This is a genomic window from Dielma fastidiosa, assembly GCF_003475485.1.
Lineage (GTDB): Bacteria > Bacillota_I > Bacilli_A > Erysipelotrichales > Erysipelotrichaceae > Dielma > Dielma fastidiosa.
Genome location: NZ_QRQL01000001.1, coordinates 311,793 through 326,721 on the forward strand (window position 1 = coordinate 311,793; position 14,929 = coordinate 326,721).

Below are 14,929 nucleotides of genomic sequence, written 5' to 3' on the forward strand. Positions count from 1 at the left end.
TCTATTCCTAAAATGAAAGCGGGATTACCAATGACTTACAAGCAAATAAAAATACCGCTGACTGTATTGCCGGCGGTATTTTCTTCAAAATAAACTATCGATTGTTATTTTGGTTGTTTTGTTGTTTTTCATTAAGCTTTCTCATATTGTTTTGAAGCTCATCCTTGCAGTATTCCTGTTTGTGCATGTTTTTAGCTTCTTCAATATCAGCGCCTAATTCATAACCCATTTCAAACTGATACAAGTTGTTTTGAACTGAGTTATTTTGTCTTTGATTCTGATTCTGATTTTGTCTCTGGTTTTGATTTTGATTCAAATTCTGATTCAGATTTTGGTTTTGATATTCTCTCTTGTGGTCCATTTTTATCACCTCAAGAATAGTTTATCTCCACCCTAAAACTTTATACTAAAATAAATCTTCTTCTGTGTTATTTTTTTGATTTGGATAAACATCAATGATTTCAATCTTATTCAGGCAATCCTCAATCAATGCATCATAATCAAATTTTTGTTCAAAAGCAGCCGCTTTACGGCTTACTGGATGCGTTACCGGATTTTTTGGCGTAAAGATCGTACAGCAGTCTTCAAACGGCTGAATTGATGTTTCATAAGTGCCGATTTTTTCTGATAAAGCAATAATTTCCAGTTTATCCATCGTCACTACCGGTCTGATTACCGGCATGGTCACTGTTTCATTGATTACATTCATACTCTCTAATGTCTGTGAAGCCACCTGACCGATGCTCTCGCCATTAACAATCGCCAAACAGTTCTGACGCTGAGCGAGACGCTCTGCGATGCGATACATCATACGGCGCATTAAGGTAATGCAATAGCTTTCATCCGCATGCTTATAAATAGCCAGCTGTAATTCAGTAAAGGGAATCACATGAATTCGGATATGGCCTTGATAAGCGGCTAAGATTTTAGCTAAATCCACGACCTTCTGCTGGGCACGCGGTGATGTATACGGCGGTGATGCGTAATGGATGCATTCTACTGTGATACCGCGTTTCATCATTAAATAAGCAGCGACAGGTGAATCGATACCGCCGGACAGCATAACCATCGATTTGCCGCCGACACCTACCGGATAACCCCCGGCTCCCAATAATTTATTAGTCATGATATAAGTTTCAAACTGACGCACTTCAATCATAATTCTCAGCTCTGGATGATGAACATCAACTTTCATTTCCGTATTCTTTAAAATCTCAGTAGCAACCGCACGATTAATTTCATCAGAAATCATGCCAAACAGCTTGTAATGACGGCGGGCTTCCACTTTAAAAGTCTTAGCGCCGCTTTGGCATGCGGAATGATAAGCCGCTGCGATAATATCTTCAATCTCACTGTTCACCTTGAGCGCATAAGAAAATGAACTGATTCCAAAAATACGGCTGATAATCGGCGCTATTTCATCAGGATCAACACCATTCAGCAGGATATACATCCGATCATGTGTACGTTCAAATTCCAAAGCCGGATAATTACGCAGGGCGTTTTTCATATTCTGATGCAAACGGCGGATAAAATCCTTTTTATTTTTACCTTTTGTTGATAATTCGCCATAGCGAACTAAAATGTGATCATAAACCATTTTATTATTTGATTCGATAGTCATTAAATATCTCCTTTAATACGTTCAGCAATTCATCAACCTCTGATTTCTTACTCAAATGAGAAAGCGAAATCCGCAGTGAATGAGTTGCTCTTTCCTCACTGATTCCCATAGCCATCAGCACCTTGGAAGGCGCTTTGGTTTTTGAGGAGCAGGTACTTCTTGATGAGACACAGATACCATAATGATTCAATGCGTTCAGCATGACCTCGCTGGTCATACCCTTGACTGAAAAATTTAAGATGTAGGGTGTCGCATCCTGTGGTGAATTAATTTCAACACCGTCAATTTCGGCCAATCCCAGACGCAGGCGCTGATTCAGTTCTGACACGTGCCGGCTGTGTTCATCCATTTTCTCAAACGCGATCCGCATCGTTTTAGCCCATGCAATATTGCAGGGCGCATTGCTTGTCCCGCCGCGCAGGCCGGCTTCCTGCTGACCACCGCAGATCAATGGCACTAAACGCACATTCTGCTTGTGATAAAGCAGGCCGCTGCCCTTTAAGCCATAGATTTTATGAGCCGAAAATGAGGCTAACTCAATATCCGGCAAAAAAGTTAACGGCTGCTTGCCTAATATTTGTGTGCAGTCACTATGAAATACTGCCCGTGAAGATTCATGGGTCACTTTTGCCAGCTCAGCAATATCATTGATTGATCCCACTTCATTATTTAAAGCCATGATTGATACGAGAATCGTATCCTTACGAAGGGCTTGACGCAAAGTCTCTGCTTCTACAACACCGCTGCTGTTCACCGGCAGATAAGTCACTTCAAAGCCAAACAATTCCTGAAGCTGTTTCATTGTCTGATCGACACTTGAATGTTCCACACAGCTGGTAATCAAATGCTTGCCGCGGTGCTGCAGCGCAAACGCACTGCCTTTGATTGCCGTGTTGTTCGCTTCACTGGCACCCGAGGTAAACATCAGTTCATTCGCTTTCACTTTTAAGCAGGAAGCTGTCTGCTCCCTGCTCTGTTCCATTAATTCCGCAACTTTTAAGCCTGCGTCATGCAGTGAATCTGTATTGGCGTAGTATTTCTCTAAAACATAGGTATAAGCTTTTAATACTTCCTGATTAACAGGCGTTGTTGATGCGTAGTCTAAATAAATCATAGCACACCTACGCAGCCGTTCCCTGAGTCTTGCGAATCAGCTTTTCGTAAGAACCAGGATGCAGTTTTTCAATTGTTTGGATAGCTATTTTTAATGCTTTCGTATATTGTCCGTTTCTGAAACACAATTCCGCCCTTGTCAGTTCAGAGTCAATTTCCGGATAAGTGGAACGATAACGGTTGCCGAAGACAATGGTATTTTCAACCATGATTGCCATGCCGACAAGGTTATTGACACTGTTAAATAAGGTATAGACAAAGTCAATCGCTTCTTTTAATTTTTCATTAAGACGAGCCACATCCAGCGGTGTTGCCTCAAGCAGACAGTTAATTTCATTAATAATCAGATTTGCCTTACGAAGATCTTCTTCATATTTTAAAGAGATGGACGGCAGGCGGTTCTTATTGATTTTCACCGTAATTTCATTCACGATCAGCTGAAGCTTAAGCAGCTGCTTTTTAGCCCGCTCTTCGTCAGCGCATGCCGTATCAAGCTTTTTCTTCACCTTGCCAAGCTCATCCAGCAATTCCTTGCAGTGCTGCTTCAATTCATTCATTGAAAGCATCAGCGTAGTCGCTGGGATCGCCTGATTAGCGGCCGATTCCTTCAGCTTGTCCCGAGCTATCAGCACTTCACTCATCATGCGGTCAATCGCATCTAATGAATCATTCAGATTTTCAAAACCAAAACGGATCTTTACCTTTTCATATAAATCACGCAGCTTAATAATATTTTCATTCATTGTTTGAATGTCATTCAGCAATGGCTCATAGGATGCTGTAAAGTCCTCAGAAGCCTTCACTTCACGGTCAATTTGTTCCTTCAGCTGCTGGAGACGTTTTTCACATTCAAGCAAGGAATACATGACGCCCTCAATCTGACCTTCTGCCAACCGGCCAAGATCGTCCTTAAGCATCGCGGTCACCGTTTCAAGATTGCGTTTTGCTTCAAGATGTTCCAGATAGACACCCTGATTGCGTGCCTGAGCATAGACATATCCCGTTTCATCGATCGCCTTAGGCAATGACAGCTTCGCTTCCTCATACAAGGCAGGAAATTCGTCCATCAGCTGTTCAAGTTCCTTCATCGCCTCGCTGATTTCTACCTGCTGAGTGCCTGCCTTGGCAAATTCACTGGCGAACATCCATTCTTCAAAGGTAGAAAACATCTTCTCAATCGATGTTACCCGCGCTTCCAAAACTTCGATGCCGCTATTATAATTTTCTCGATTATCACGAATGATTTCTTTATCGATACGGAATTGGTTTTTCAGCTTATTGATTTGTTCACGCTGAGCGCTTTCCTGTTCCAGAATATTATCCAAAGAGGTTGATAATTTATGCACGCCCACCGAACAGTTTTCAAGCAGTTCCTGCAATTCCTTCAGCTGACGCTTTGCCTGCTTAACCTTATGTACATAAATCAGATCATCGATTTCACCGAGATAGACACTGGCTTCTTTCAGCTGTTCCTGAACGATGTCAAATTCATTGCGGGAACGTTCCACACTTTCCGCAACGGCAGAATTGACTCTTGACAAAGCGACTGCCTTGTTCAGTTTAAAGGGTAAAGGAATACTCTTTAATGAATTATAATTCATCTCTGCTTCATTCAGCTGCTTTTTTACCTTTTTAGTGTTCAGAACCGTAAAAATAATCAGCAGGATCAAAATCACGCCGACCACGATTACACCTATCAAAAAGTTATTGTTTTCCCCAAGTCCTTTGAGCGTTTCCATAATCTTATCCATAAACACACCTCACTGTATTTATTGTATCATAAATCAACCCGTTATTAGCGTATAAATTAACGAAATTTTCAGCATTTCCACTTTTTTCATTGACTGGACATTCAATCAATGATATAGTAATATAGCGTCAAAATGATGGCAGCTCGTAAAGTCTTGTCTAAGGCGTCAATAACGCAGTTTCTGCGGGGTATCGGGTAGCATGCTGCAATATGTGAGGATACCGAAAGTATTGACACCCGTCAATGATGATTTACGCCCTGTTATTGTTTTATAGCCAAAAACCATAAAACAATTAAAGGAGGATTTTTAAATGGCACGTATTAATGGACCTGTTTGGAAGGTTTCCCGCCGCTTAGGTTTCTCAGTTCTTGAAACTGGCGAAGAATTACAAAAAAGAACTTATGCTCCTGGTCAGCATGGACCAACGAAGAGAGTAAAACTGACTAACTACGGTTTACAGTTAAGAGAAAAACAAAGAATTCGTTATATGTATGGAATCAATGAACGTCAATTCTACAACACTTTCAAAAAAGCATCTGCTATGAAGGGTGTTAAGGGTGACAACTTCATGTTCCTGCTTGAATCAAGACTGGATAACCTTGTATACCGCATGGGCTTTGCAAGAACTCGCCGCGCAGCACGTCAGCTTGTAAACCACGGTCACATCACTGTTGATGGAAAGAAAGTGGATATCCCTTCTTACATCGTTAAGCCTGGTATGACAATTGCAGTAAAAGAAACTTCAAAAGATATGAAAGCAATCGCTGAAGCTTTAGAAGCTACAATCAACACTAAAGCATTTGTTACTGTTGATAAAGAAGCTAAAAAAGGTGTTTATGTTCGTCTTCCTGAAAGAAGCGAATTAAACCAAGAAGTAAACGAACTGCTGGTTGTCGAATTCTACAACAGATAGTCACTTACGGACACGCACAAGCGTGTCTTTTTTTATATAAAATTAAAAAAGTCCGAATTTGCATAAATCGGGCTTTTTTTGGGAATTCACTGTGATGAAATCAGGCTTTTTTGCTTGTCAAGTGCAAATTCGGACTTTTGCCAACTTTTTGTTTTTAAGGCATAATACAGCTACACATAAAAGGAGAACAAATTATGATCAATGTATTTGTAGTTATCGGCAAAGTTCTGGAAAAGCCGGAAATGAAAGAAACCCCTAATGGAACAAAGCATACTACCCTGCTCTTAAATGTAGAGCGCGGTTTCCGCAATTCCGAAGGGGTTTATGAATATGACCAAATTGCTGTCGAAGTCTGGCGTGCCAGTGCAGAAACGGTCGTTGATTATTGTAAAGTCGGCGACATGATGGGTATCAAGGGCCGCATTCAGTCAAGAACCTACCAGTCGCAGGAAGGCAATGCGTTTATTAATTACGATATGATTGCCGAGAAAGTAGATTTTCTGAGTTATAAGTAATTACTCAATTGGCATCAGATGAAGAATAGCCTGATGTTCAAGATCCATCAATTCAGCAGCCGCCTGAATATCAGCCATTGTAATCGTATTGATTACGTCTAAAGCTTCAAAGAAGTCGATTTTATTGAAATAATCTCTCATAAAAGTAAAGGCTATATCATCAAAACTGTTTAAATCACGGATTGACTGCCCATAATAGCGGCGCTTCAGCTGATTAAGCGTTGTTTCACTGATACCATTAGCTTTTGCTTTTTCTAATGTCAGCTCAACAATTCGTTTGAATTCATCCAGCTTCTCAGTTTCCGTATAAAACATCATATAACCAAAATCTTCGCCAAATTCAAGTTCAAAGCCATAGAAATCATTGATTGTTCCATCAATCAGCCATTGCTGATAATCCTCGCTTAAGGAAGTGAAGGAAGCATCTAAAATAAATTTTAAACACCATTCCATCTTAAGCCGCTGCATACCATCTTTAATTCCCTGAAGCTTATAGGCAATATTTACCTTGGGTGTTGTCACATCCATATTAAATTGGTAATATGGACGCTTTACGGTCTGCGGTTCGCTGAATTGTTTGCGGGTTACGTTTTTGATTGGCTTAAATTGCTTCTTCATTTGATTGTTTTTAATGATTTCCAGCAAGGGCTCAAGCTCGCGGCCGGTAACCCCGACTAAAATCATCGTAGAAGGATGATAATTTAAAGCATAGCATTCTTCCAGACTTGATTTAGTTATCCGATTCACTGATTCCGGTGAGCCGCCGACATCAAAACGCAGCGGATGCTCATGAAAAAGTGATGAGAAAGTTTCATTAATCAGCCATGAATCAGACATCTGCTGATACATCTGCAGCTCCTGAATGATAATTCCCTTTTCCTTTTCTACCGATTCCTCACTGATCGTTAATCGCTGTACAAAATCAAGTAAGAGATTTAATGGCGCTTCAGGATCTTCTGAAGTTGTGAAATGGTAGGCGGTTTCTGTATAGGAAGTAAAGGCGTTGACATTGGCTCCCATTTCCGAAAACAGATTCATTACATCCTTATCTTCATCTTCAAACATTTTATGCTCGAGAAAATGCGCAGTACCCGGTTCAAACTGAAAAGCCTTGCCGTCAGCATCCACCTGTTCAATATCTAAGGCACCCAAAGGAGTAGTCATCATAAAATAGCTCTTTTCATAGCCTTTTTTCTGCCACAACACAACCTTTAATCCATTAGGCAGTGTCTCTTCGATATAAGACTCTTGATATTTATTACTGATTACCTTATTCATGCGCCTTCTCCTTCCCTGTCAGCACGACTGTCGCCAGCAGCTCACAGGCATTAAATGCCTTAAGAATTGCCTCTTTACTGACATTGCTGATTCTTTCAATATTTTCTTCAATGGTTAATTCACGATTAAGCAATGAATTGTTGTATGCATAAGACATCATTGAATTCATATCATCACGGCTCGCTTTCAGTGAATTGATAATCATTTTCTTGGTAACTGAAATTAATTCATCACTGAATTCACCCTTTTTGCAGCGTTCAAACTGCTCTTTAATCAGCTGTATTGTCTGATCGATATTTTGATGTTCAATACCAGTGCTTACCACTAAGGCCCCGTCAAAAGAAATCAAATTAGAAAAAATGGAGTAACAAAGGCTGTGTTTCTCACGAACCTCCTGAAACAGATAGCTCGTTGAGTATTGACCAAAAATACCATTAGCGACCCGCAATGCTGCATATTGTTCATCTACGACATCGATACCGTTTTTCCAGATCATAGCGATATTGGTCTGCGGGATATCCTTTTCAACCTTGGTAATTTCATCACTGGCAGCCGTATTAAGACAGTAGTGTGTATTTACCTTCGTTGAGCGCTGTGTAAAGTCAAAAATAGATTCAATCATGCGTCCCATCTGCAATTCATCAAACTGGCCGCAAACCATGATTTCAACAGGATCATTAGTCAGCATGCTTTGATATTGCTTTTCAACATCTTCAATCGTCAGTTTTGACAATATATCAAGACTGCCCAGTGCCGATATACTTAACGGCTGCTGCTCACCAGCCTTTTGAAACGCCAGCAGCAGTGAGTATGTCTGAGCATCATCAAGACGGCGCATGATTTTTGATTTAAGCAGCCGCACAGCCTCATCAAAAATCTCCTTACTGAAGTGTCCCTGCTCATAATAAGGATTAAATAGAATCTCTTTAATCAGGCATAGCTGATCACGAAGCAAATTCGCACTCCCTTCAACATACATTGGATTAATGATTTTACTGCGAAATTCTACCACATGACCGCCGCCGCAGCCAATGGTCCGGCATGACAAGGTAGCACCGTATAGTTCATCACATACATTTGACATTTTCTGTTTCGTATCATATTTTTCACAGCGGTCCGTCATCATCATTGACAGCACCGAACGCTCGGTGGCATCTTTTTCATTTAACTCATGCAGAAAGTCAATATAAACAGCGATATCTTTAAATTTATCACTTTGGATAAAATTTAAAGTTACCCCCTCTCTGATTTTTATTTTCATCGAAAATCCTCCTTGTTTCTTAGTATAAACAATATTCTTATTTTAACGCATGACACAGTAAAAATAAAGGTAAATTAACAAAAAAGAGGCTCAATGAGCCTCTCAAGAGAGAAACAAATCAGTCTTTAATTTTTATATAATAACGCTTGTTGAACAGCCATGCTCTTCACAGATTTTCTGACAGCGCACAAGCTCATCATGGCTTACGATACCTTCGCCAAAAACCTTCACGCCGGCATCCCGTACACCAAAATAACGATACTTCAGTAATTTATAACGGCATTCACTCTTGATGATTTCAGAAACACCGGTTACAGTTTTTGTATTTTCATCTTCGTATCCCGGCAGAATAACGGTTCTGACCTCTTCAAGCTTATGCATTGCCAATAAGGTACGCAGATTTTTCAGAACCATCGCATTATGCTGTTCCGTGACAAAATAATGAAAATCATCAGAAATAGCCTTAACATCAAGCATGACGCCATCACAAACAGCCATCAATTCAGGATAATCTTCAAAATCATAGTAGCCATTGCTGTCAATCAGACAAGTTAAGCCAAGTTTTTTCGTTTCCTTGAATAATTCCAGAAGAAAATCAGCATGGTTCATACATTCACCGCCGCTTACTGTAATACCGCGGATAAACGGCTTAATTGATTTGATGTGCTCAACCACATCCTCAACGCTCATCCAGCTGATTCTAGGCGATGCCAAATGCTTGCATGTTTTAATGCATGTATCACATTCAACGCATAGCTTCTTATCCCAAACCACTTTGCCGTCTGCCATTTGAAGCGCCTGCACCGGACATGTTTTTACACACTCGCCGCAGTTGACGCACATATTAATCGTTTCAGGATTATGACAATATAAACAGCGAAACGGGCAGCTCTGAAAAAAGATTGAGCAGCGGTTGCCGGGGCCGTCTACATTAGAAAACGAAATAATCTTATTAACTGCCGCTTTCATTATAAACACGGCGGTCTAAAGCATGTGAATCTCTGGCAGCTCCCTGACCGAAGGCACTGCAATTATTAAGACTGGTCTTGTTATTGTTCAGCTTTTCAATTTCACTCTTCTTTACCAGATAACCGGTGACGCGCACAACATCATTATCCGCATTATAAGCTGTGAAATAACGCATTCCTGAATTAAAGGCTCCCTTGATAATATCAAGCACCGCACCCTTTGAATTATTCCATGTATCATCAAATTTGAAAATATCACCGATACCGGATACAAAATGCTTATGCATCTTTGTTTCAACCTGAATGTGCTTATAGAGCTCTGGTTCAAAGCCTACTGGAATTCTGGCGCCTGGTGAATCCTCCATGCCGTCAGTATCGATACCTACCTGTGCATGCATCACATACATGTTGTTGCAGCCTTCACAATAAACGCCGTGATGTGCATGTACCAATTCATTGATTTTATCTAAGATACGCTCACCTAAAGCATTTGCTTCTTCATTATTGCCGAAGCCCTTAGCCTTATCATCGATGCCAAGCAAATGATTGCAGCACTCTGCAAGACCTACGACACCCACCATACCCGTAAAGTTTTCACGCTTTACGAAGCCTTCAGTAGCTAAGAAATTTGATTTGAAGAAGGAGCTTTCCTCAACAATATAACGGATACGCGCATCAATATTGCGGAAAATTAATTCACAATAATGCGGCAGTACCTCATTCATAAATTGATCAACATTGGCAGCCTTTAATGAGATTTCATAGAGACGCAGACGCGGTAATGTATATCCGCCGCCGCCAACCTTTAACGCATTATAGCAGCTGACAATCGCATAGGGTCCTTCATGCTCTTTTTTATACATCGCATGATTTGCAAAGCTTGGCTTTGAAGTAGCAAGCATACATTTAATGCAGGCTAAAGCTAATTCATCGCTAGTCTCGTTTTCATCATATAATAAAGAAATATTTGGAATTGCAAGCTGCATTTCCTCTGTCAAATCAAGAATAATACGTGTTACACGATTATCCTTAGGACCGATATTCGCATGTACGAAAGAGTCAGTCAGCGTTTTATCGATATGCTTTAAAAACAAACGCATTACTTTTCGTGTTTCAGCTTCATCCACATCAAATTTTTCAAACATTGTAGTAAAGTTTCCCAAATAGACAGGGAATGAAGTAATAGAAGGTACATGCTTATAAAAAATCAACAGATTATTTACAGCTTCTAACAGATCTTTAGGCGGATCCAGCTCTAAAAATTTACAACCCTTCTCCATGAACAAGTCATAGTCAGGAACAATATAACGCGGCCGATACGGCGCATTTCCCTCACCTAAATCACAAATCGTATGTTCTTTTAATGCTAATTTGAATTCATCATCGAGTTTTAATGTGTCATCTTCACTTTCCGCAAGTCTGGCTAACGCCAAAACCTGCTGAGCATAAGTTAAAGTTGGATTAGAAATAATTTCTGAAACTTTACTCATCGCTATCCGTCCTCTCTTTCTTTATGTAAACTTCACGAGGCTTGCTTCCTCTTGCAGGCCCAACTACGCCATTCTCCTCCAGCACATCCACCAGCCGGGCAGCCCGGGAATATCCAATGCTGAATTTACGCTGGATAAACGAGGTACTGGCCTTTTGTGACTGAATGACAAAGTTCCTAACTTCATCATACAACGGATCATCAGAAGAATCAATTAAACCGCTTCCACTATCGATCAGCTGCAGTCGAATAAACGCATCATCAAACTTTGGCCGTGCCTGAGCGCTGACAAAATCACAGACCTTACGCACTTCCTCATCTGAAACAAACACACCCTGAACACGGGTCACAACCTGCTCACCGACAGGAATATATAACATATCTCCCATACCAAGCAGCTTTTCAGCTCCCTGCTGATCCAATATCGTTCTTGAATCGATCGCACTGGATACCGCAAAGGCGATACGGCTTGGAATATTGGCTTTGATGATACCGGTAATAACATCCACACTAGGCCGCTGAGTAGCGACAATTAAATGAATACCGGCAGCCCGAGCCAGCTGAGTGATACGCTGAATACTTGCTTCAACATCTTTAGCGGCAACCAGCATCAGGTCAGCAAGCTCATCGATCACAACAACGATCCATGGCATTTTCTTCAAACCTTCTTCTGGATGCTCTTCAATATATTTGTTATAACCGCTGATATTGCGGACACCCGCCTGAGAGAACAATTCATAGCGGTTATCCATCGTATTAACAACAACTTTTAACGCGGTAGACGCCTCTGTACCATCCGTAATCACCGGTCCCAGCAAATGCGGAACCTGTGCGTACATCGTAAACTCAACCTTCTTCGGATCAATCAGCAGCAGCTTAACCTCATCCGGCTTAGCCCGCATTAAGATAGAAACGATGATTGAATTCACACATACCGACTTCCCTGAACCGGTAGCCCCGGCAATCAGCAAATGCGGCATCTTATTTAATTCGCCGTAAACACAATTGCCTAATAAATCCTTCCCTAAACCAAACAGCAATTTACTGTCCGCATATTTTTCAGGGACATTTTTCATCAATTCCTTCATGCCAACCGTCGTCTTTTCAATATTAGGAATTTCTATACCAACGGCAGACTTGCTTGGAATCGGAGCTTCGATACGAATATCCTTGGCCGCCAATCCCATTTTTATATCATGCTGAAGATTGCTGATTTTACTGACACGAACACCTAAATCAGGTTTTACCTCAAACTTAGTAACACTTGGCCCAATATGTGTTTCCATCAATGTAGCTTTTACGCCAAATTCATCAAGAATCCGCATCAGCTTATCACCGCTCTCTTTAGCAGCCTTTATGTTCACGGATGATCTTGTATTCTTTGCATTCTCATTCAGTAAGGTAATTCTTGGTAATTTATAATTTGTGTAATCCTCTTCAAATACCGAAACAAAAGCCTCTTCCTGCTTTTCCTCTTTAACCTGCGGGATTTCCACACTTTTTAAAATATCCTGTTCAACTGGTTCTGCATGCTTAAGCGGCTCTGCAGATAATGTTTCATAATGAGCTGCCGGTTCTTCATGAACTGCCGGCTCTTCAAGATCATTAAATTCATCTGCCTCAAGATCTAGAAAATCAAATTTACTCTGATTTTGATTTGCGTTTAAGACATCCATATCAAATTCTTCCTGATCTTCCATGACTTTAACCGTCTTTGTCTTCTTTGGTTTTGCTTCACGCTTTTGTTTTTGACGCTTATTCATCAAAGAATTAAATAATAACGTACAGCGTTTGAAAAAGCCCTGAACATATTTGTTATTGGCAAACATTAACACACCCAGCAGCAATAATGCCACACTGAAGATTAAAGTACCAATCTTATCAAACAGCAGGGTTGACAATGAATAAAGAAAAGCCCCAATCAAACCGCCGTTGCCAACCGTTGTAGGCAGCTGGCCGCGAAATATCATAAACGAGTTCTTCACATATTCACTAAATATTGTCATGCCAGTGATTGAAGTATCCTGAGGAGCTGATGTCTGCAGCAGCCATGCGCAAAACAGACAGAAAGCGCCAAATGCAGGCCTCAGCTTTAACTTTTTGATGTCATGGCGAAGCATCATCATCACCGCAGCAAAAATAATACCAGCATAAACTACACCATACAGACTGCCGAAGAAATAACGGACAACCTGATTCAAAAATTCACCGACAATCCCTATATTCAAAAGACCAATGATCGATAATGTGATAATCAGCAGCGCATAAATATAAATCAAAACCTCTTTATCTTCTTTAGTTGCTGCCGGACGTGTCTTCCTCTTCGTTTTGGCCATGGTCTACCTCCTGCTAAGCTTTATTATTAATCTCGATAATGACCGGCAGAACCATTGGCCGCTTGCCAGTTTCTTTCATTAAATATTTAGTTACTTTATCACGAATATTCGTGCGGGTTGCCAAATTCTCATAGACATGATCCTTAACCTCAGCTTCAATCGTATTTTCACAGATATTGCCAACTTCTTTCACGATATAGTCCGCATCCTTCAAATAAATCAAGCCGCGTGTCTGAACATCTGGGCCGCCGATAATTTTCTTCGTTTTAGCATCGATTGATACACCGACAATCATTACCCCATCCGTTGAAAGCAGTTCACGATCTTTTAAAACAACACCGGTAACATCCCAGTTTTCCTTGCCGTCAATCATCGTATCTTCCAGCTCGATATGATCAGCCACTGACTTAAGCACCTTATTCTCAAAAGCCGCAATCTGACCATTATCTAAAATCACGATTTTATCCGGCCGATAACCCATTTTAGTCGCAAGATTAGCATTCACAACTAAATGACGATATTCGCCTTTAACCGGAATGTAATATTTTGGTTTAAACAGATACAGCATCATTTTTAAGTCTTCACTGGACGGATGCATAGAATAAACCGTCTTCGATTTCAAAGAAAACAGCTTGCCGCCTTCCTTGTAAACCTCATTCTCCATATTCGCCGCTTCTAATTCCGTACCGCTAACCACCGGTGAAGCAATAATAATCGTATCATCACTGCGGAAATTAATATTCTTATCTTCATGCATAGCAATGTTTTGAATCTTCCTGAACAAATTCTTACCACTGTCAGAAATCAAGACAACAACATCATCCATCGCATCATCAAATTGTTTTTCAGTTAATTCAATTTCACGAGGCAGCTTATAATAGCCTAATATCTCCATCTGATTTAACAATGCGCGCAATTCTTTATCATAAAAGAAAATCTTACGGTTAAATTTTCTAGCTAGATCGATGATTTCAATGATTCTGAATAAGCTCTGACGATAAGCAGAAATCACAATACGATGCTCTGCGCCTTCAAAAATCGGTTCAATCAGATTCGTAATGCGATGCTTCGGCGCTGTATGGCCTTCCTTATCTGCAGAAACCGATTCATTCAGAAGACAAAGAACACCCTTTTTACCAATTTCACTTAACTCATTCAAATCACACATATATTCTTCTTCAAGAACATCATAATCGATGATAAACTCACCGGTATAAACGATATACCCCTGACTGCTCTCAATAGCTACACCAAAATTGTCCGGATAAGCATGCGTCATCGGGAATGTTCTCACGGTTACACCGCCGACATTCTGACGGCTGGTTCGCTTTATTTTGTGAATTTTCACATCGCGGATGCCTTCTTTTTTCAGCATATCATGCAGAATATTAGCGGTCAGCGCACCGGTATAAACCGGTATCTTAATCTGCTTAAGCAGATAAGGCAGCGCCGCTATCACATCGTCGTGTCCATGAGTGATAAATATCCCCTTTACACGGTCTTTATTTTTTATTAAATAACTAAAATCAGGGATGACAAACTCCACCCCCAGCTGATCAGAATCAGGAAATTTCAATCCTGCCTCAATCAGAATAATCGCTTCATTTACTTCGACTACAAACATGTTCTTGCCGTTTTCATCGAGTCCACCAAGCGCAAAAATGCGTACTTGATCCATAAG

12 protein-coding genes are annotated in these 14,929 nt (G+C 40.6%); 2 read left to right on the top strand and 10 right to left on the bottom strand.

Annotation, left to right across the window (positions count from 1 at the left end; all coding sequences use genetic code 11):
* Nucleotides 1-94: 94 nt before the first annotated feature.
* Genes DWZ33_RS01680 through DWZ33_RS01695 form a run of 4 tightly spaced genes read right to left on the bottom strand, consistent with a single transcriptional unit; the run spans nucleotide 95 to nucleotide 4,488 of the window.
* The gene (locus DWZ33_RS01680; RefSeq protein ID WP_022937621.1) at nucleotides 95-361 is read right to left on the bottom strand and encodes a hypothetical protein; all 267 of its coding nucleotides are present in this window, start codon (nucleotides 359-361) and stop codon (nucleotides 95-97) included.
* Between the two features lie 45 nt (nucleotides 362-406).
* Nucleotides 407-1,624, bottom strand: coding sequence for a tRNA uracil 4-sulfurtransferase ThiI (gene thiI, locus DWZ33_RS01685; protein ID WP_118453574.1), 1,218 nt, complete (start codon nucleotides 1,622-1,624; stop codon nucleotides 407-409).
* Complete coding sequence (locus tag DWZ33_RS01690; RefSeq protein WP_118453575.1) at nucleotides 1,605-2,738, bottom strand: cysteine desulfurase family protein; 1,134 nt, start codon at nucleotides 2,736-2,738, stop codon at nucleotides 1,605-1,607. The genes thiI and DWZ33_RS01690 overlap by 20 nt, the downstream gene beginning before the upstream one ends.
* A gap of 7 nt (nucleotides 2,739-2,745) precedes the next feature.
* Nucleotides 2,746-4,488 (bottom strand): septation ring formation regulator EzrA, encoded by a 1,743-nt coding sequence (locus DWZ33_RS01695; RefSeq protein WP_118453576.1) that lies wholly within the window; start codon nucleotides 4,486-4,488, stop codon nucleotides 2,746-2,748.
* A gap of 310 nt (nucleotides 4,489-4,798) precedes the next feature.
* On the opposite strand from DWZ33_RS01695, the gene rpsD reads away from it, so the two are divergent.
* Together rpsD and DWZ33_RS01705 are read left to right on the top strand one after the other, a co-directional pair.
* A complete protein-coding gene (rpsD, locus tag DWZ33_RS01700) occupies nucleotides 4,799-5,401 on the top strand; it encodes a 30S ribosomal protein S4 (protein ID WP_022937617.1) in 603 nt (200 codons plus the stop codon).
* 194 nt (nucleotides 5,402-5,595) lie between these two features.
* Nucleotides 5,596-5,916 (top strand): single-stranded DNA-binding protein, encoded by a 321-nt coding sequence (locus tag DWZ33_RS01705; RefSeq protein ID WP_022937616.1) that lies wholly within the window; start codon nucleotides 5,596-5,598, stop codon nucleotides 5,914-5,916.
* On the opposite strand, the gene yfmH is transcribed toward DWZ33_RS01705, so the two are convergent.
* The 6 genes from yfmH to DWZ33_RS01735 all read right to left on the bottom strand — a co-directional run bounded on the left by yfmH (nucleotide 5,917) and on the right by DWZ33_RS01735 (nucleotide 14,926).
* Nucleotides 5,917-7,194, bottom strand: a complete 1,278-nt coding sequence (yfmH, locus tag DWZ33_RS01710; protein WP_118453577.1) for an EF-P 5-aminopentanol modification-associated protein YfmH — start codon at nucleotides 7,192-7,194, stop codon at nucleotides 5,917-5,919.
* Nucleotides 7,187-8,455, bottom strand: a complete 1,269-nt coding sequence (gene yfmF / locus DWZ33_RS01715; RefSeq protein ID WP_118453578.1) for an EF-P 5-aminopentanol modification-associated protein YfmF — start codon at nucleotides 8,453-8,455, stop codon at nucleotides 7,187-7,189. Before yfmF ends, yfmH begins: the two co-directional genes overlap by 8 nt.
* Before the next feature lie 132 nt (nucleotides 8,456-8,587).
* Nucleotides 8,588-9,424, bottom strand: coding sequence for a YjjW family glycine radical enzyme activase (locus tag DWZ33_RS01720; RefSeq protein ID WP_244925830.1), 837 nt, complete (start codon nucleotides 9,422-9,424; stop codon nucleotides 8,588-8,590).
* Entirely contained in the window at nucleotides 9,408-10,913 is a 1,506-nt protein-coding gene (locus DWZ33_RS01725) for a YjjI family glycine radical enzyme (protein WP_022937612.1), read from the bottom strand. Before DWZ33_RS01725 ends, DWZ33_RS01720 begins: the two co-directional genes overlap by 17 nt.
* The gene (locus tag DWZ33_RS01730; protein ID WP_022937611.1) at nucleotides 10,906-13,248 is read right to left on the bottom strand and encodes an FtsK/SpoIIIE family DNA translocase; all 2,343 of its coding nucleotides are present in this window, start codon (nucleotides 13,246-13,248) and stop codon (nucleotides 10,906-10,908) included. The genes DWZ33_RS01725 and DWZ33_RS01730 overlap by 8 nt, the downstream gene beginning before the upstream one ends.
* Nucleotides 13,249-13,261: 13 nt before the next feature.
* On the bottom strand, nucleotides 13,262-14,926 hold the full coding sequence (locus DWZ33_RS01735; RefSeq protein ID WP_118453579.1) for a ribonuclease J: 1,665 nt from the start codon (nucleotides 14,924-14,926) through the stop codon (nucleotides 13,262-13,264).
* Between the last annotated feature and the right edge of the window lie 3 nt (nucleotides 14,927-14,929).